Here is a 16925-nt window from a genome sequence, read left to right as displayed (position 1 = left end):
CGAGGTATTTGTCATGGCCACTGCCGAAACGACACCAACCCCTGACAACGCACAAGACACCCGCAATTCGCGCAAACGCAAAGTCATGCTGGTAGTGCTCGCAATCGTGGTGATCCTCGCCGGTATCGGCGTCTGGGGTTATCACGAATTCTACGGGCGCTGGAACGAAAGCACCGACGACGCCTATGTGAACGGCAACGTGGTGGAAATCACTCCGTTGGTCACCGGCACCGTGGTCAGCATCGGTGCCGATGATGGCGACCTGGTTCATGAAGGCCAGGTGCTGATCAACTTCGACCCGAACGACGCCGAAGTCGGTCTGCAAAGTGCCCAGGCCAATCTGGCCCGCACCGTGCGTCAGGTTCGCGGCTTGTACAGCAACGTCGACGGCATGAAAGCCCAGGTCAATGCGCAGCAGGCCGAAGTACAAAAGGCTCAGGACAACTTCAATCGCCGGAAAAACCTCGCCGCTGGCGGGGCGATTTCCCAGGAAGAACTGTCCCACGCTCGCGATGACTTGACCTCGGCGCAAAACGCCCTGGCCAACGCCAAACAGCAACTGAAAACCACCAGTGCGCTGGTCGATGACACGGTGGTGTCGTCGCACCCGGACGTGATGTCCGCTGCCGCACAATTGCGTCAGGCTTACTTGAACAACTCCCGCAGCACCTTGATCGCGCCGGTCACCGGTTACGTGGCCAAGCGCTCGGTACAACTGGGCCAACGCGTCCAGCCGGGCACCGCCTTGATGGCGGTGATTCCGCTGGATCAGCTGTGGATCGACGCCAATTTCAAGGAAACCCAGCTGCGTGACATGCGCATCGGGCAGCCTGTGGACATCGAAGCCGACCTGTACGGCAGTGACGTGAAGTTCAGCGGCACCATCGACAGCCTCGGCGCCGGCACCGGTAGCGCGTTTGCCTTGCTACCGGCGCAGAACGCCACCGGTAACTGGATCAAGATTGTCCAGCGGGTGCCGGTGCGGATTCACATCAACGCCGAAGAACTGGCCAAGCACCCGTTGCGGGTCGGCCTGTCGACTCAGGTCGATGTGAACCTGCGTGACCAGAGCGGCCCGGTGCTGGCGCAACAGCCGCCGCAAAAGGCCTCGTTCAGCACCAATGTGTATGACCGTCAGTTGGCCGAGGCCGACGCGATGATCACTCAGTTGATCCACGACAACAGCGCTGCGGTCAGCAAAACCGTTCAACGCTGATCAGTCATCACACCGACCCTGTGAGAGTGAGCCTTTGTGGTGAGGGAGCCTCTTTGGTGAGAGAGCTTTTGTGGCGAGGGGATTTATCCCCGTTCGGCTGCGAAGCAGTCGCAAACCGGTGAATGCGGTTTTTCTGAGATACCGCAGTCACAGGTTCAGGGCCGCTTCGCGACCCAACGGGGATAAATCCCCTCGCCACAAAAGCTCTCTCACCACAAAGGCTCGCTCCCACAAGGGCAGCTGCGTCTGTAACAGGCGCAGCGTCAATCAGGTTTCAAAGGATTTGCGATGAGCAATAACGCGTCTTTCACGCCGCCCAGCCTGCTGCTCAGCACCATTGGCCTGTCGCTGGCGACCTTCATGCAAGTGCTCGACACCACCATCGCCAACGTGGCGCTGCCGACGATTTCCGGCAACCTCGGCGTGAGTTCGGAGCAGGGCACTTGGGTGATTACCTCGTTCGCCGTGAGCAACGCCATCGCGCTGCCGCTGACCGGTTGGCTCAGCCGGCGCTTCGGCGAGGTGAAGCTGTTTCTCTGGGCGACGATTCTGTTCGTGCTGGCTTCGTTTCTGTGCGGTATCTCGACCTCGATGCCGGAGCTGATTGGCTTTCGGGTGCTTCAAGGTCTGGTGGCAGGTCCGCTGTACCCGATGACTCAAACGCTGCTGATTGCCGTCTATCCGCCGGCCAGGCGCGGCATGGCCCTGGCGTTGCTGGCGATGGTCACGGTGGTGGCGCCGATTGCCGGCCCCATCCTCGGCGGCTGGATTACCGACAGCTATAGCTGGCCGTGGATCTTTTTTATCAACGTGCCGATCGGTGTTTTCGCGGTGATGGTGGTGCGCTCGCAACTTAAGGCACGGCCGGTGGAAACCAGTTACCAGCCGATGGATTACATTGGTTTGATCACGCTGATTATTGGCGTCGGCGCCTTGCAGGTGATTCTCGACAAGGGTAACGATCTGGATTGGTTCGAGTCGAACTTCATCCTCATCGGCGCGGCCATTTCAGTGATAGCGCTGGCGGTGTTCGTGATCTGGGAAATGACCGACAAACACCCGGTGGTCAACCTGCGGCTGTTCGCTTACCGCAACTTCCGCATCGGCACGATTGTGCTGGTGTTGGGTTACGCCGGGTTCTTCGGGATCAACCTGATCCTGCCGCAATGGCTGCAAACCCAGATGGGTTACACGGCGACCTGGGCGGGGTTGGCGGTGGCGCCGATCGGGATTCTGCCGGTGCTGATGTCGCCGTTTGTCGGCAAGTACGCGCACAAGTTCGACCTGCGGCTGCTGGCCGGGCTGGCGTTCCTGGCGATTGGCCTGAGCTGTTTCATGCGTGCCGGGTTTACCAACGAAGTGGACTTCCAGCACATCGCCCTGGTGCAGCTGTTCATGGGGATTGGCGTCGCGCTGTTCTTCATGCCGACCTTGAGCATTCTGATGTCGGACCTGCCTCCGAGCCAGATCGCCGACGGCGCAGGCCTGGCGACGTTCCTGCGGACGCTGGGCGGTAGCTTTGCGGCGTCGCTGACGACCTGGATCTGGATTCGCCGGGCCGATCAGCACCACGCCTATATGAGTGAAAGCATCAGCACCTATGAGCCGGCTACCCGCGAGGCGTTGAACAGCCTGGGCGGGGCGAGCAACCCGGCGTATGCGCAGCTGGATCATGTGCTGACCAGTCAGGCGTACATGCTCTCCACCGTGGATTACTTCACGTTGCTGGGGTGGGCGTTCATGGGCTTGATTGTGCTGGTGTGGCTGGCGAAACCGCCGTTTGCGGCGAAGGCGGGGCCTGCAGCAGCCGGTCACTAAGCGAAACGCGGTCAATAATGTGGGAGCGGGCTTGCTCGCGAAGACGGTAGATCAGTCGACATCAATGTTGAATGAAAAACCGTATTCGCGAGCAAGCCCGCTCCCACATTGGTTTTGTGTTCGGCCGTTAGTTTGTGGGTGCTGCGAGTTGCGGCGGCGGGGCGAAGTCGAACGGCGCCAGTGCAAACCCTTGCTCATCCACCTGCAACGCCCACCCCTGACGGTCCCAATCCCCCAACACAATCCGCTTGGCCGCCTGCTCGCCAATCTGCAATTTGTGAATGGCCGGGCGATGGGTATGCCCATGGATCAAGGTCTTCACGCCATATTCCTGCATGATCCGTGGCACTTCTTCCGGCGTGACATCAACAATGTCATTGGCCTTCATCCGCGTCTGCGCACGGCTTTCACTGCGCAGCTTGCGCGCCAGTTTATGGCGAGTCCGCAACGGCAAGTGCCGCAGGATGAACAGGGTGACCGGATTACGCAGATAGCGACGCAGCTTCATATAGGCCTCGTCGCGGGTGCAGAGGCTGTCGCCGTGCATCAATAGCACCGGCTCGCCGTAAAACTGCACGACACTCGGGTCTTTCAGCAATGTGCAGCCGGCCTGTTTACAGAAGGCCTGGCCGAGCATGAAGTCGCGATTGCCGTGCATCAGAAAAATGGCCGTGCCGCTGTCGCTGAGTTCGCGCAGGGCCTGGCAGATGGAACGCTGGAACGGCGTCATGGCATCGTCGCCAATCCACGCCTCGAAAAAGTCGCCCAGGATGTACAACGCACTCGCCGAGCGGGCGCGTCCGGCGAGCAAATCCAGAAACGCCCGGCTGATGTCCGGGCGCTCCTCTTCCAGATGCAAGTCTGAAATCAGCAGTATCACTCAATGATCTCGGCTTTCTCGATGATCACGTCTTCTGCGGGTACGTCCTGGTGGCCGGACTTCATGGTGGTGGAAACACCTTTGATCTTGTCGACCACGTCGGTGCCTTCAACGACCTTGGCGAACACGGCGTAACCCCAGCCCTGAGTGGTCTTGGCGCTGTGGTTCAGGAAGCTGTTGTCAGCGACGTTGATGAAGAACTGGGCGGAAGCCGAATGCGGCTCCATGGTGCGGGCCATGGCAACGCTGTACTTCTCGTTCGGCAGGCCGTTGTCGGCTTCGTTCTGGATGCTTGGACGCTTGTCTTTCTTTTCTTTCATGCCTGGCTCGAAACCGCCGCCCTGGATCATGAAGTTACCGATGACGCGGTGGAAAACGGTGTTTTCGTAGTGACCGGCTTTGACGTACTCGATGAAGTTGGCCACGGTGATCGGGGCTTTCTCAGCGTTCAGTTCCAGGACGATGTCGCCATGGTTGGTGGTCAGTTTGACTTGGGTCATGATCGGTACTCATTCAAATAATTCGTGGGTTTCGGGGCGTTGAAGCCCTCAACCGGTCCGGCCAATTTTGGCCAAGATGCGCAGTTTAGCGTGCCGGGCGCGAATTTCGAGGCTGTTTTTCATTTGCATCCGATTAAATGCAGCCGTTTTTTGCCCTGCGCTGTCAGCGACTTGACGGCATCGGCTATGATAAGCCCCTTTGTTTTAACCGCCGCTTTGATTTGGCCAACTGGCCGCGCACTTGTACGTTCAAGGATCCTATGAGCAAGCCCACTGTCGACCCTACCTCGAATTCCAAGACCGGCCCTGCCGTGCCGGTCAATTTCCTGCGCCCGATCATCCAGGCGGACCTGGACTCGGGTAAGCACACGCAGATCGTCACCCGTTTCCCGCCTGAGCCCAACGGCTACCTGCACATCGGTCACGCCAAGTCGATTTGCGTGAACTTCGGCCTGGCCCAGGAATTTGGCGGCGTCACGCACCTGCGTTTCGACGACACCAACCCGGCCAAGGAAGACCAGGAATACATCGACGCGATCGAAAGCGACGTCAAGTGGCTGGGCTTCGAATGGTCCGGTGAAGTGCGCTACGCCTCGCAGTATTTCGACCAGTTGCACGATTGGGCCGTTGAACTGATCAAGGCCGGCAAGGCCTACGTCGATGACCTGAGCCCTGAACAGGCCAAGGAATATCGCGGCACGCTGACCGAACCGGGCAAGAACAGCCCGTTCCGTGATCGCTCCGTGGAAGAGAACCTGGACTGGTTCGCCCGCATGAAGGCTGGCGAATTCAAGGACGGCGCACGCGTGCTGCGGGCCAAGATCGACATGGCCTCGCCGAACATGAACCTGCGCGACCCGATCATGTATCGCATCCGTCACGCGCATCACCACCAGACTGGCGACAAGTGGTGCATCTACCCGAACTACGACTTCACCCACGGTCAGTCGGACGCCATCGAAGGCATCACTCACTCGATCTGCACCCTGGAGTTCGAAAGCCATCGTCCGCTGTACGAGTGGTTCCTCGAGAACCTGCCCGTGCCGGCGCAACCGCGTCAGTACGAATTCAGCCGTCTGAACCTGAACTACACCATCACCAGCAAGCGCAAGCTCAAGCAACTGGTCGATGAAAAGCACGTTCATGGCTGGGACGATCCGCGCATGTCCACGCTGTCCGGCTTCCGCCGCCGTGGTTACACGCCGAAATCGATCCGCAACTTCTGCGAAATGATCGGCACCAACCGTTCCGACGGCGTGGTCGACTTCGGCATGCTCGAATTCAGCATCCGTGACGACCTCGACCACAGCGCCCCGCGTGCCATGTGCGTGCTGCGTCCGCTGAAAGTCGTGATCACCAACTACCCGGAAGGCCAGGTCGAGAACCTCGAACTGGCGTGCCACCCGAAAGAAGACATGGGTGTTCGCGTTCTGCCGTTCGCCCGTGAGATCTACATCGACCGTGAAGACTTCATGGAAGAGCCGCCAAAAGGCTACAAGCGCCTGGAACCGGCTGGCGAAGTGCGTCTGCGCGGCAGCTACGTGATCCGTGCCGACGAAGCGATCAAGGACGCCAATGGCAACATCGTCGAACTGCGTTGCTCTTACGACCCGGAAACATTGGGCAAAAACCCTGAGGGCCGCAAGGTCAAAGGCGTGGTGCACTGGGTGCCGGCTGCGGCCAGCGTCGAATGCGAAGTGCGTCTGTACGATCGCCTGTTCCGTTCGGCCAACCCTGAGAAGGCCGAAGACAGCGCCAGTTTCCTGGACAACATCAACCCTGACTCGCTGCAAGTCCTCACCGGTTGTCGTGCTGAGCCTTCGCTGGGCAATGCACAGCCGGAAGACCGTTTCCAGTTCGAGCGCGAAGGTTATTTCGTCGCGGATATCAAGGACTCGAAACCAGGTGCTCCGGTATTCAACCGTACCGTGACCTTGCGTGATTCGTGGGGCCAGTGATTCAAGGAACCTCTAACGTGCTTTCGATCTACAACACGCTCACCAAGAGCAAAGAAGTCTTCAAACCCTTGGATGGCAACAAGGTGCGCATGTACGTCTGCGGGATGACCGTGTACGACTATTGCCATCTGGGCCACGGCCGCAGCATGGTCGCGTTCGACCTGGTGACCCGCTGGTTGCGGTTCAGCGGCTACGACCTGACTTATGTGCGCAATATCACCGACATTGACGACAAGATCATCAATCGGGCCAACGAGAACGGCGAGTCGTTCGAAGCCTTGACCGAGCGCATGATCGCGGCGATGCACGAAGACGAAGCGCGCCTGAACATCCAGAAACCGGACATGGAACCACGCGCCACCGGGCATATCCCCGGCATGCACGCGATGATCCAGACCCTGATCGACAAGGGTTACGCCTACGCCCCGGGCAATGGCGACGTGTATTACCGCGTCGCCAAGTTCATGGGCTACGGCAAACTGTCGCGCAAGAAGATCGAAGACCTGCGCATCGGTGCACGGATCGAAGTCGACGAGTCCAAGCAAGACCCGCTGGACTTCGTACTGTGGAAGGGCGCCAAGCCGGGCGAACCGAGCTGGCCATCGCCTTGGGGCGACGGTCGTCCGGGCTGGCACATCGAGTGCTCGGTGATGTCCACCTGCTGCCTCGGTGAGACCTTCGATATTCATGGCGGCGGCAGCGACCTCGAGTTCCCGCACCACGAAAACGAAATCGCCCAGAGCGAAGCGGCCACCGGCAAGACCTACGCCAACGCGTGGATGCATTGCGGCATGATTCGCATCAATGGCGAGAAGATGTCCAAGTCCTTGAACAACTTCTTCACCATTCGCGACGTGCTGGAAAAGTACCACCCGGAAGTCGTGCGTTACCTGCTGGTGTCGAGCCACTACCGCAGCGCGATCAACTACTCGGAAGACAACCTCAAGGACGCCAAGGGCGCACTCGAGCGTTTCTACCATGCGTTGAAAGGGTTGCCGAGCGTGGCACCGGCCGGTGGCGAAGCCTTTGTCGAGCGTTTCACCCAGGTGATGAACGACGACTTCGGCACGCCGGAAGCCTGTGCCGTACTGTTTGAGATGGTCCGCGAGATCAACCGTCTGCGTGAGAGCGATCTCAATGCGGCGGCCGGTCTGGCGGCTCGTTTGAAGGAGTTGGCGAGTGTGCTGGGCGTGTTGCAGCTTGAGGCGGATGACTTCTTGCAGGCCGGCGCTGAAGGGCGGGTGGATGCGGCTGAAGTTGATGCGCTGATTGCTGCGCGTCTGGCAGCACGTGCTGGTAAAGACTGGGCCGAATCCGACCGTATCCGCGACCAGCTCACCGCGATGGGCGTGGTGCTGGAAGACGGCAAGGGCGGCACGACCTGGCGTCTGGCTGACTGATTGCTGCGTTTGCTACAAACAAAACCCGCCTTGTGCGGGTTTTTGTTTATGCGCAGGGCGCAAGTATGGCGGTGTTTCGGCTGGCGCCTTCGCGAGCAAGCCCGCTCCCACAGTGGTCAGAGGTGGATTTCAATTTTGCGTGCGACACAAATCCCCTGTGGGAGCGGGCTTGCTCGCGAAGGTCTTAAGCTGAAACACCGCCAGTGCAGCTCACTTGTCATTCCGTCTGGCGCAACCGCTTGTAAAGGGTATTCCGGCTAACCCCCAACCGCCGTGCCAAGTGCGAAATATTCCCCCCAGCCGCCTGCAGCTGCCGATTCAATTCCTCTGCATCATTCAAATCCACCGCCAACGGCTCCGGCAAATCCACCGGTTCCATCTCCAGATCGACAAAAAAATCATCCGGCAAATGCTCCGGCCGCACCGGTTGTTCCTCGGCCATGGCCAGCGCTACCTGGATCACGCTGCTGACCTGTCTTAAATTCCCCGGCCACGGATGACGGCTGAACAACTCCATCACCTCTCGGCTCAGCCCGGCCCACTGCGATGGTTCGCGGTGCTGTTCCCACAGACGTTTGAACAAGGCCTCTTTATCACTGCGTTCTCTTAATGGCGGCAGTTCCAGGGTCAAACCACCAATCCGGTAATACAAATCCTCACGAAACCGCCCCAACTGCACCTGTTCGCGCAGCGAGCGGTTGGTCGCCGAAATAATCCGTATATCCACCTGGAACAGCTCGCTGCTGCCCACCGGTTGCACGCAACGCTCCTGCAACACTCGCAGCAGTCGAGCCTGAGTCGGCAACGGCATATCGCCGATTTCATCGAGGAACAGGGTGCCTTTGTCGGCCTTGCGGATCAGCCCGATGCTGCCTTTCTGGTTGGCGCCGGTAAACGCGCCTTTCTCGTAGCCAAACAGCTCAGACTCCACCAGTTCGGCGGGGATGGCTGCACAGTTGACGGCAATGAACGGTTGTTTGTTGCGCGAACTGGCCTGATGCAGGGCTTTGACGAAGACTTCCTTGCCGACCCCGGTTTCGCCGTGAATCAACAACGGAATGTCTTTTTCCAGCAACCGCTCGGCCTGGCGCACGGCTTTTTCCACGCGGCTGTCACCGAAATGCAGGGTATTGAGGCTGATCGCTTGCGGTATCGCCACCGTGGGCTCAGTAAACACTCGCGCCTGAATCACTGCCTTTTTCGGCCTCTTCAACAGGCACTGAAAGCGGTTGCGCCCCGAGGTTTGCAAGGCGAAGGGCAGGCCGTCCGGCTGGTTCAACAACTCCAGCAGCGAGACCTTGAACAGGCTTTCGACACTGACCCGCGACAGACTGATGCCCAGCAGATTGTCAGCCCTGCGGTTGGCCGACAGCACCTGGCCGGTTTCATCAAAGATCAGCAGCCCGGCCCATTGGCTGTCGAGGTTATTCAGCCCGGTGTTGAAGGTCAGCTGGAAATGTTGGCCATGGAACAGGTTGAGGATCAGCCGGTTTTCCACGGTCTGACTCATCATCTTGACCATGCCGAGGGTGTGGGACGGCGGCAGGTAGCTGTCGCTGGACACATCCAGCACCGCGATGACCTTGCGTTCGGCATCGAAAATCGGTGCGGCGGAACCGGTCATGAAACGGTTGGCCTTGAGGAAATGTTCATCGTGCTCGATGTGCACCGCCTGCTCGCAGGCCAGCGCGGTGCCGATCGCATTGGTGCCGCTGCAGCGCTCCATCCAACTGGCGCCGACGCTGAAACCGCGGGTCAGGCTCGGCTCGATGAAACGCTGGGTGCCCCAGGACGTCAGTACCTGGCCCTGATTGTCGGCGAGCATGATCAGGCAGTTGGAGTTGCTGAGGATGTTCTCGTAATACGGCAGGACTTCCTGGTGAGTGGTTTGCACCAGTGAGTGCTGGCTCTCCAGCAGTTGCGCAATGCCCTCGGCCGGCAACTGATCGAACGCCGGGGCGCTCTGATGATTGAGGCCGAACGCGCGGCATCGGGACCAGGAGTCGTGGATGATGGCGTCGTGGGAGAGCGGCAGGGCGGGTGCGGCCATGGCATTCAGCCTCTGAATAATGCTTTTTATTGTTGTTATGAGATTCCATGTGGGAGCGGGCTTGCTCGCGAATGCGGTGGGTCAAACACCAATAATGTGTCTGACAGTCCGCATTCGCGAGCAAGCCCGCTCCCACAGAGTGTTGTTCACTATTGTTCATTGTCAACCACCGGATTGTTCAATTGTTCAGTCGCGGTTGTTCATTTCTGTTCAGCAACGAACGCGGTTTTTCTTCCATTTGCAGGATTCTCAAGCCGGATCAACGGCTTGCAATTTCTGGCACGAATGTCGCTCTGTAGCTCCGGTCGCTTGACTCCAATAATAAAAAGGCCGAGCCATGTCATTAACCCTGGAGCACGTCAGCCGCACCGTCGAGGGCCAGACCTGGATCGATGATGCGTGCCTTAATTTCGAAGCCGGATCCTTCAACGTTTTGCTCGGGCGCACGCTGTCCGGCAAAACCAGTCTCATGCGCCTGATGGCCGGTCTGGACAAGCCCGACAGCGGCCGCATCCTGATGAACGGCGTCGACGTCACCCAGCGCCCGGTGCGTTTGCGCAATGTGTCGATGGTCTATCAGCAATTCATCAACTACCCGACCATGACGGTGTTCGAGAACATCGCCTCGCCCTTGCGCCAGGGCGGCGTTTCCAATGAGCTGATCCAGAGCAAAGTGCTGGAAACCGCGAAGATGTTGCGCATCGAGAAATTTCTCCAGCGCCATCCGCTTGAACTCTCCGGGGGTCAGCAACAGCGCACGGCGATGGCCCGGGCGCTGGTCAAGGACGCCGAGCTGATTCTGTTCGACGAACCGCTGGTGAACCTCGACTACAAACTGCGCGAAGAACTGCGGCAGGAAATGCGCGAGCTGTTCGCGGCCCACCACACCATCGCTATCTACGCCACCACCGAACCCAACGAAGCCCTGGCGCTGGGCGGTACCACCACGATTCTTCACGAAGGCCGGGTGATTCAGAGCGGCAAGTCTTCCGAGGTTTATCACCAGCCGCAAACCGTGCTGGCGGCAGAGCTGTTCTCCGAGCCGCCGATCAACCTGATGCCGGGGCGTATCGCCGGCAACGAAGTCAGCTTCGCCAATTTCGTGCACTTCCCGCTCAACGTCGATCTGCGGCCGGTGGGTGAGGGTGAGTTCCGCTTTGGCGTTCGGCCCAGCCATATTTCGTTGGTGCCGAGCAACGACGATGACCTGGAACTGGCGGTGACCGTCGAGGTGGCTGAGATCAGCGGGTCGGAAACCTTCCTGCACGTGCGCAACGAACATTTCCTGCTGGTGCTGCACTTGCCCGGCGTTCACGAATACGACGTCGATGCACCGATTCGTATCTATATCCCGACCCATAAACTGTTTGTCTTCGATACACAGGGGCGGCTGGTCCAGGCGCCCGGTCGCCGTATCGCGAGGGTTGCCTGATGGCCGAAATTCGTTTGCAGCATCTCGCCCACAGTTACACCCGCACGCCGACTGGCCCCGAGGATTACGCGATTCGCGAGATGGACCACGTCTGGGAGCAGGGCGGTGCCTATGCCTTGCTCGGGCCTTCGGGCTGCGGCAAGTCGACCTTGCTCAACATCATTTCCGGATTGCTCAGCCCGTCCCAGGGCCAGGTGCTGTTCGACAGCAAAGTGGTCAACGAGCTGACCCCGGAGAAGCGCAACATCGCCCAGGTTTTCCAGTTTCCGGTGGTCTACGACACCATGACGGTGTTCGATAACCTGGCCTTCCCGCTACGCAATCAGGGCATGGGCGAGGCGAAAATTCATAGCAAGGTGCAGGAAATTGCCGAAGTCCTCGACCTTCAGGCATTGCTGTACAAGAAGGCACGCAATCTCACCGCCGATGAAAAACAGAAAGTCTCCATGGGCCGTGGGTTGGTGCGCGATGACGTGTCGGCGATCCTGTTCGATGAACCGCTGACCGTGATCGACCCGCACCTGAAGTGGAAATTGCGACGCAAGCTCAAGCAGATCCACGAGCAATTCAACATCACCATGGTCTACGTCACCCACGATCAGCTCGAAGCCTCGACCTTCGCCGACAAGATCGCGGTGATGTATGGCGGGCAGATTGTGCAATTCGGTACGCCGAGAGAACTGTTCGAGCGACCGAGCCACACCTTTGTCGGCTATTTCATCGGCAGTCCGGGGATGAACCTGATCGAGGTTCAGCCGCAGCCAGGCGGTGTCGGTTTTGCCTCGACTCATTTGCCGCTTTCCGATGCTCAACAGAAACGCGTTGCCGAGTCCGAGTGGAAAACCCTGAAGGTCGGCATCCGTCCAGAGTTCGTGCACGTGTGGGATGAGCCGTTTGATGAGGCGATGCAGGCACAGGTCGTACACGTCGAAGACCTTGGCACCTACAAGATCATGACCCTGAACCTCGACGGCGCGCCTTTGAAAGTGCGCCTGGCCGAAGACAAACCAGTGCCTGAGGGAACCGCCTACATCAGCTTCCCGGCTCAATGGTTGATGGTGTATGCCGACGAATATCTCTTGGAGACGTAGCCATGAACAAGGTGCAGAACAACAAGGCCTGGTGGCTGGTGTTGCCGGTGTTTTTGCTGGTGGCGTTCAGTGCGGTGGTCCCGATGATGACGGTTGTCAACTACTCGGTGCAGGACATCTTCGACCAGTCCAGCCGCTACTTCGTCGGCGCCGACTGGTACAAGCAAGTGCTGCTCGATCCGCGCCTGCATGACTCATTGCTGCGTCAGTTCATTTACTCCGGCTGTGTGCTGCTGATCGAAATCCCGCTGGGCATCGCCATCGCCCTGACCATGCCGATCAAGGGCCGCTGGTCATCGCTGGTGCTGATCATCCTGGCGATTCCGTTGCTGATTCCGTGGAACGTGGTGGGGACGATCTGGCAGATCTTCGGTCGGGCGGACATTGGTCTGCTCGGATCGAGCCTCAATGCCATGGGCATCAGTTACAACTATGCGGCCAACACCATGGACGCCTGGGTCACGGTGCTGGTGATGGACGTCTGGCACTGGACGTCGTTGGTGGCGCTGTTGTGTTTCTCGGGGCTGCGGGCGATTCCGGACGTGTATTACCAGGCGGCACGGATTGATCGGGCCTCGGCCTGGGCGGTGTTCCGACACATCCAGTTGCCCAAGCTCAAGAGCGTGTTGTTGATCGCGGTGATGCTGCGGTTCATGGACAGTTTCATGATCTACACCGAGCCGTTTGTGCTGACCGGTGGCGGTCCGGGCAATGCCACGACCTTCTTGAGTCAGACCTTGACCCAAATGGCCGTAGGGCAATTCGACCTCGGCCCGGCGGCGGCTTTCTCGCTGGTGTACTTCCTGATCATCCTGTTGGTGTCGTGGCTGTTCTACACCGCCATGACTCACTCTGACGCCAACCGCTGAGGCCCGCCATGAGCAAGAGAAAGCTGATTCCGCTGCTGATCTACATCCTGTTCCTGCTGGTGCCGATCTACTGGCTGCTGAACATGTCCTTCAAGAGCAACAACGAAATCCTCGGCGGTCTGACGTTGTTTCCCCAGGATTTCACCTTCGCCAACTACAAGGTGATCTTCACCGACCCGAGCTGGTACACCGGTTACCTCAACTCGCTGTACTACGTGAGCCTGAACACGGTGATTTCGCTGAGCGTGGCATTGCCGGCCGCGTATGCGTTCTCGCGCTATCGGTTCCTCGGTGACAAGCACTTGTTCTTCTGGCTCCTGACCAATCGCATGGCGCCACCGGCGGTGTTTTTACTGCCGTTCTTCCAGTTGTATTCCTCGATTGGTTTGTTCGACACCCACATCGCGGTGGCACTGGCTCACTGCCTGTTTAACGTGCCGTTGGCGGTGTGGATTCTTGAGGGCTTCATGTCTGGCGTGCCGAAGGAGATCGACGAAACCGCCTACATCGACGGCTACAGTTTTCCCAAGTTCTTCGTGAAGATTTTCGTTCCGCTGATTGGTTCCGGGATCGGCGTGACGGCGTTTTTCTGCTTCATGTTTTCCTGGGTCGAGCTGCTGCTGGCGCGAACGCTGACGTCGGTCAACGCCAAACCGATTGCGGCGGTGATGACGCGCACGGTCTCGGCATCCGGCATCGACTGGGGCGTGCTGGCGGCGGCGGGGGTGTTGACTATCCTGCCAGGCATGCTGGTGATCTGGTTTGTTCGCAACCACGTGGCCAAGGGCTTTGCCCTGGGCCGGGTCTGAGGAGCTGATGATGGAATGGATGAGTTGGACCGGCCCTACGGCGGCGTTCTTCAGCGTCATTGCCCTGATCCTGGTGGGCATGACGACCTGGGAACTGCGTTCGCCGAGCATTCTTCGCCGTGGTTTGTTGCCGATTGCCACCACCCGTGGCGATCGGTTGTTTATCGGTCTTCTCGGCAGCGCCTACCTGCATTTGCTGGTAATCGGCGTCACCGACTGGAGCATCTGGGTTGCGTTCGCGTTGTCCCTGGTGTGGCTGTTGGCTGTGATGCGTTGGGGCTAGTCGAATCGCTCGGCAAAGTTGCTCCGAAACCCTAAAAGGAGGTCTCTATGTTCGACAAAAACAATAAGCTGCGACATAGCGTTTCATTGGCAGCCATGCTGGCACTCAGCGGGCTGAGCGCTGCAGCCTGGGCCGATGCCTATGAAGACGCTGCGAAAAAGTGGATTGGCAGTGAGTTCAAACCGTCCACCCTGACGGCAGAGCAACAGCTCGCCGAACTGAAGTGGTTTATCAAGGCGGCGGAGCCGTTTCGCGGGATGGACATCAAGGTCGTCTCGGAAACCCTGACCACTCACGAATATGAGTCCAAAGTGTTGGCCAAGGCTTTTGCCGAAATCACCGGGATCAAAGTGACCCACGACTTGCTGCAAGAAGGCGATGTGGTGGAGAAGCTGCAGACCGTGATGCAGTCGGACAAAAGCATCTATGACGGCTGGGTCAACGACTCGGATTTGATCGGTACACACTTCCGTTATGGCAAGACCGAAGCAATCACTGACCTGATGGCCAATGAAGGCAAGGCGTATACCTCGCCAACCCTGGATATCAAGGACTTCATCGGCATTTCCTTCACGACAGCGCCCGACGGCAAGATCTACCAATTGCCTGATCAGCAGTTCGCCAACCTCTACTGGTTCCGCGCCGACTGGTTCGAGCGGCCGGAGCTGAAAGCCAAGTTCAAGGAAAAGTACGGTTACGAGTTGGGTGTGCCGGTGAACTGGTCGGCCTATGAGGACATCGCCAAATTCTTCAGCGAAGACGTCAAGGAAATCGACGGCAAGCGCATCTACGGGCACATGGACTACGGCAAGAAAGACCCGTCCCTGGGCTGGCGCTTCACGGATGCCTGGTTCTCCATGGCCGGTGGTGGCGACAAGGGCTTGCCTAACGGTTTGCCAGTGGACGAGTGGGGCATCCGCGTCGAGGACTGCCACCCGGTGGGTTCCAGCGTGACCCGCGGCGGCGATACCAACGGCCCGGCCGCGGTGTTTGCCACCACCAAATACGTCGACTGGCTGAAGAAGTACGCGCCACCGGAAGCGGCAGGCATGACCTTCTCCGAATCCGGTCCGGTACCGTCCCAGGGCAACATCGCCCAGCAGATCTTCTGGTACACCGCGTTCACCGCCGACATGACCAAGCCCGGTCTGCCAGTGGTGAATGCCGATGGCACGCCGAAATGGCGCATGGCGCCATCGCCGCGCGGGCCATACTGGGAACAGGGCATGAAACTGGGGTATCAAGACGTGGGTTCCTGGACTTTCATGAAGTCCACACCTGAGAAGCAAAAACTCGCGGCCTGGCTGTATGCGCAGTTCGTGACTTCGAAAACCGTATCCCTGAAGAAAACCATCGTCGGCCTGACGCCGATCCGCGAGTCGGACATCAACTCGCAAGCCATGACCGACCTGGCACCGAAACTCGGTGGTCTGGTCGAGTTCTATCGCAGCCCGGCCCGCGTGCAATGGACCCCGACCGGGACCAACGTGCCGGACTATCCGCGTCTGGCACAACTGTGGTGGAGCCACATCGCCGAAGCCGCCAGTGGCGATAAAACCCCGCAACAGGCGCTCGATGGTCTGGCCAAGGATCAAGACGCGATCATGACCCGTCTGGAACGCTCGAAAGCGCAAGCCACTTGCGCACCGAAAATGAACCCCGAGCGCGATGCGCAGTACTGGTTCGATCAGCCGGGAGCACCGAAGCCGAAACTGGCGAACGAGAAGCCTAAAGGTGAAACCGTGAGCTACAACGAACTGCTGAAATCGTGGGAGGCGGCGCGTAAGTAAACCGCTGGACTTTGAAATGCGAACGGCACCGTAAGGTGCCGTTTTCTTTGGTGCCTGATCCATTGCAATCGCGAGCAGGCTCACTCCCACAGGTTTTATCTCTGACTCAGCGCTGCGTCTACATAACGGATATGTAATTTGCGCGCCACCGTTACGAAAGGTTCGGATTGTTACCTTGATCCCGTCAGCTACTTAAACGAGGAATCAAACATGAAATTCGTACAAATCAGTGCCTTTGCAGCAGCGTTGGCGATGTCCTCTCTGGTCTTGGCCGAAGGCGGCGGTGATCGGACCTTCGAAAAAATGATGACCGTCAATGACCGCTCCGTAGAGCTGTTCGTCGCCAAGGAACAAGCTCGCGACCCCGTCGTCGTCAATGAAAAGAAAGACGACAACGCCAAAGACTTGTAAGCGCATCGCACTTGAACAAGCCCGACATCGAGTCTCGATGCCGGGCTTTTTTATGAGCCAGGATTGCCATCGGCAGAACGGGAACGTGCTTCGGCGTGGGTTTTATTGTTCGGCGGAGAAGGCCCGCCGGCATGGTCGCCGGGCGGCATCGTTGCAAGCTGCGGATAACGCCAAGGTGATGGGGGAATTACAATTTCGTCATGTGGGTGGAACGCCAAGCCATGCGGGTGCAGATCCGGGGTGGCCACAGAATTAGCGAACGGCACACAACCTGTAGGAGTGAGCCTGCTCGCGATAGCGCAATGTCAGGCAATGACGATGTTGAACATGCCGACGCCATCGCGAGCAGGCTCGCTCCCACATATGGTGAAGAAACTGTGAAGGCCTGAACGCAAAAACGGCACCCGAAGGTGCCGTT

The 16925-nt window shown here is 58.8% G+C and carries 14 protein-coding genes; 11 read left to right on the top strand and 3 right to left on the bottom strand.

Annotation, left to right across the window (positions count from 1 at the left end):
* Nucleotides 1-13 precede the first annotated feature (13 nt).
* Together DFS28_RS06065 and DFS28_RS06060 are read left to right on the top strand one after the other, a co-directional pair.
* The gene (locus DFS28_RS06065) at nucleotides 14-1216 is read left to right on the top strand and encodes an efflux RND transporter periplasmic adaptor subunit (protein ID WP_111448981.1); all 1203 of its coding nucleotides are present in this window, start codon (nucleotides 14-16) and stop codon (nucleotides 1214-1216) included.
* A gap of 288 nt (nucleotides 1217-1504) precedes the next feature.
* On the top strand, nucleotides 1505-3034 hold the full coding sequence (locus tag DFS28_RS06060; RefSeq protein WP_111448980.1) for a DHA2 family efflux MFS transporter permease subunit: 1530 nt from the start codon (nucleotides 1505-1507) through the stop codon (nucleotides 3032-3034).
* A gap of 127 nt (nucleotides 3035-3161) precedes the next feature.
* On the opposite strand, the gene lpxH is transcribed toward DFS28_RS06060, so the two are convergent.
* Complete coding sequence (lpxH, locus tag DFS28_RS06050; RefSeq protein ID WP_111448979.1) at nucleotides 3162-3914, bottom strand: UDP-2,3-diacylglucosamine diphosphatase; 753 nt, start codon at nucleotides 3912-3914, stop codon at nucleotides 3162-3164.
* The gene (locus tag DFS28_RS06045) at nucleotides 3911-4414 is read right to left on the bottom strand and encodes a peptidylprolyl isomerase (protein ID WP_111448978.1); all 504 of its coding nucleotides are present in this window, start codon (nucleotides 4412-4414) and stop codon (nucleotides 3911-3913) included. The genes lpxH and DFS28_RS06045 overlap by 4 nt, the downstream gene beginning before the upstream one ends.
* A 260-nt stretch (nucleotides 4415-4674) precedes the next feature.
* On the opposite strand from DFS28_RS06045, the gene DFS28_RS06040 reads away from it, so the two are divergent.
* Nucleotides 4675-6372, top strand: a complete 1698-nt coding sequence (locus DFS28_RS06040) for a glutamine--tRNA ligase/YqeY domain fusion protein (protein ID WP_111449130.1) — start codon at nucleotides 4675-4677, stop codon at nucleotides 6370-6372.
* 17 nt (nucleotides 6373-6389) lie between these two features.
* Entirely contained in the window at nucleotides 6390-7772 is a 1383-nt protein-coding gene (cysS, locus tag DFS28_RS06035; RefSeq protein ID WP_111448977.1) for a cysteine--tRNA ligase, read from the top strand.
* A 217-nt stretch (nucleotides 7773-7989) separates the two neighbouring features.
* Here cysS and DFS28_RS06030 read toward each other — a convergent pair whose 3' ends face one another.
* Nucleotides 7990-9822, bottom strand: a complete 1833-nt coding sequence (locus tag DFS28_RS06030) for a sigma-54-dependent Fis family transcriptional regulator (protein ID WP_111448976.1) — start codon at nucleotides 9820-9822, stop codon at nucleotides 7990-7992.
* A 337-nt stretch (nucleotides 9823-10159) separates the two neighbouring features.
* Here DFS28_RS06030 and DFS28_RS06025 point away from each other — a divergent pair, with 337 nt between their 5' ends.
* From DFS28_RS06025 to DFS28_RS05995, 7 genes are all read left to right on the top strand, one after another.
* Nucleotides 10160-11254: an ABC transporter ATP-binding protein gene (locus tag DFS28_RS06025; protein ID WP_111448975.1), complete on the top strand. Its 1095-nt coding sequence runs from the start codon at nucleotides 10160-10162 to the stop codon at nucleotides 11252-11254.
* A complete protein-coding gene (locus tag DFS28_RS06020) occupies nucleotides 11254-12345 on the top strand; it encodes an ABC transporter ATP-binding protein (protein ID WP_111448974.1) in 1092 nt (363 codons plus the stop codon). The genes DFS28_RS06025 and DFS28_RS06020 overlap by 1 nt, the downstream gene beginning before the upstream one ends.
* 2 nt (nucleotides 12346-12347) lie before the next feature.
* Nucleotides 12348-13214 carry a carbohydrate ABC transporter permease gene (locus tag DFS28_RS06015; protein ID WP_111448973.1) on the top strand — a complete coding sequence of 289 codons (867 nt, stop codon included), beginning with the start codon at nucleotides 12348-12350 and terminating at the stop codon, nucleotides 13212-13214.
* Nucleotides 13215-13222: 8 nt separating this feature from the next.
* The gene (locus tag DFS28_RS06010; RefSeq protein WP_111448972.1) at nucleotides 13223-14023 is read left to right on the top strand and encodes a carbohydrate ABC transporter permease; all 801 of its coding nucleotides are present in this window, start codon (nucleotides 13223-13225) and stop codon (nucleotides 14021-14023) included.
* Nucleotides 14024-14033: 10 nt separating this feature from the next.
* A complete protein-coding gene (locus tag DFS28_RS06005) occupies nucleotides 14034-14306 on the top strand; it encodes a DUF2160 domain-containing protein (protein ID WP_008146061.1) in 273 nt (90 codons plus the stop codon).
* 47 nt (nucleotides 14307-14353) lie between these two features.
* Complete coding sequence (locus tag DFS28_RS06000; RefSeq protein ID WP_111448971.1) at nucleotides 14354-16096, top strand: ABC transporter substrate-binding protein; 1743 nt, start codon at nucleotides 14354-14356, stop codon at nucleotides 16094-16096.
* 210 nt (nucleotides 16097-16306) lie between these two features.
* On the top strand, nucleotides 16307-16507 hold the full coding sequence (locus tag DFS28_RS05995) for a co-regulatory protein PtrA N-terminal domain-containing protein (protein ID WP_111448970.1): 201 nt from the start codon (nucleotides 16307-16309) through the stop codon (nucleotides 16505-16507).
* The last annotated feature ends 418 nt before the right edge of the window (nucleotides 16508-16925 follow it).

Origin of the sequence: Pseudomonas sp. 478 (genome assembly GCF_003254125.1) — a bacterium.
Classification (GTDB): domain Bacteria; phylum Pseudomonadota; class Gammaproteobacteria; order Pseudomonadales; family Pseudomonadaceae; genus Aquipseudomonas.
Note: the sequence above shows the minus strand (reverse complement) of the source record. Positions and strands in the feature narration are given on the sequence as shown.

Coding starts and splice junctions, on each gene's coding strand:
- DFS28_RS06065 (WP_111448981.1), top strand. CDS start 14: ATGGCCACTGCCGAAACGACACCAACCCCTGACAACGCACAAGACACC.
- DFS28_RS06060 (WP_111448980.1), top strand. CDS start 1,505: ATGAGCAATAACGCGTCTTTCACGCCGCCCAGCCTGCTGCTCAGCACC.
- DFS28_RS06045 (WP_111448978.1), bottom strand. CDS start 4,414: ATGACCCAAGTCAAACTGACCACCAACCATGGCGACATCGTCCTGGAA.
- DFS28_RS06040 (WP_111449130.1), top strand. CDS start 4,675: ATGAGCAAGCCCACTGTCGACCCTACCTCGAATTCCAAGACCGGCCCT.
- DFS28_RS06030 (WP_111448976.1), bottom strand. CDS start 9,822: ATGGCCGCACCCGCCCTGCCGCTCTCCCACGACGCCATCATCCACGAC.
- DFS28_RS06025 (WP_111448975.1), top strand. CDS start 10,160: ATGTCATTAACCCTGGAGCACGTCAGCCGCACCGTCGAGGGCCAGACC.
- DFS28_RS06020 (WP_111448974.1), top strand. CDS start 11,254: ATGGCCGAAATTCGTTTGCAGCATCTCGCCCACAGTTACACCCGCACG.
- DFS28_RS06015 (WP_111448973.1), top strand. CDS start 12,348: ATGAACAAGGTGCAGAACAACAAGGCCTGGTGGCTGGTGTTGCCGGTG.
- DFS28_RS06010 (WP_111448972.1), top strand. CDS start 13,223: ATGAGCAAGAGAAAGCTGATTCCGCTGCTGATCTACATCCTGTTCCTG.
- DFS28_RS06005 (WP_008146061.1), top strand. CDS start 14,034: ATGGAATGGATGAGTTGGACCGGCCCTACGGCGGCGTTCTTCAGCGTC.
- DFS28_RS06000 (WP_111448971.1), top strand. CDS start 14,354: ATGTTCGACAAAAACAATAAGCTGCGACATAGCGTTTCATTGGCAGCC.
- DFS28_RS05995 (WP_111448970.1), top strand. CDS start 16,307: ATGAAATTCGTACAAATCAGTGCCTTTGCAGCAGCGTTGGCGATGTCC.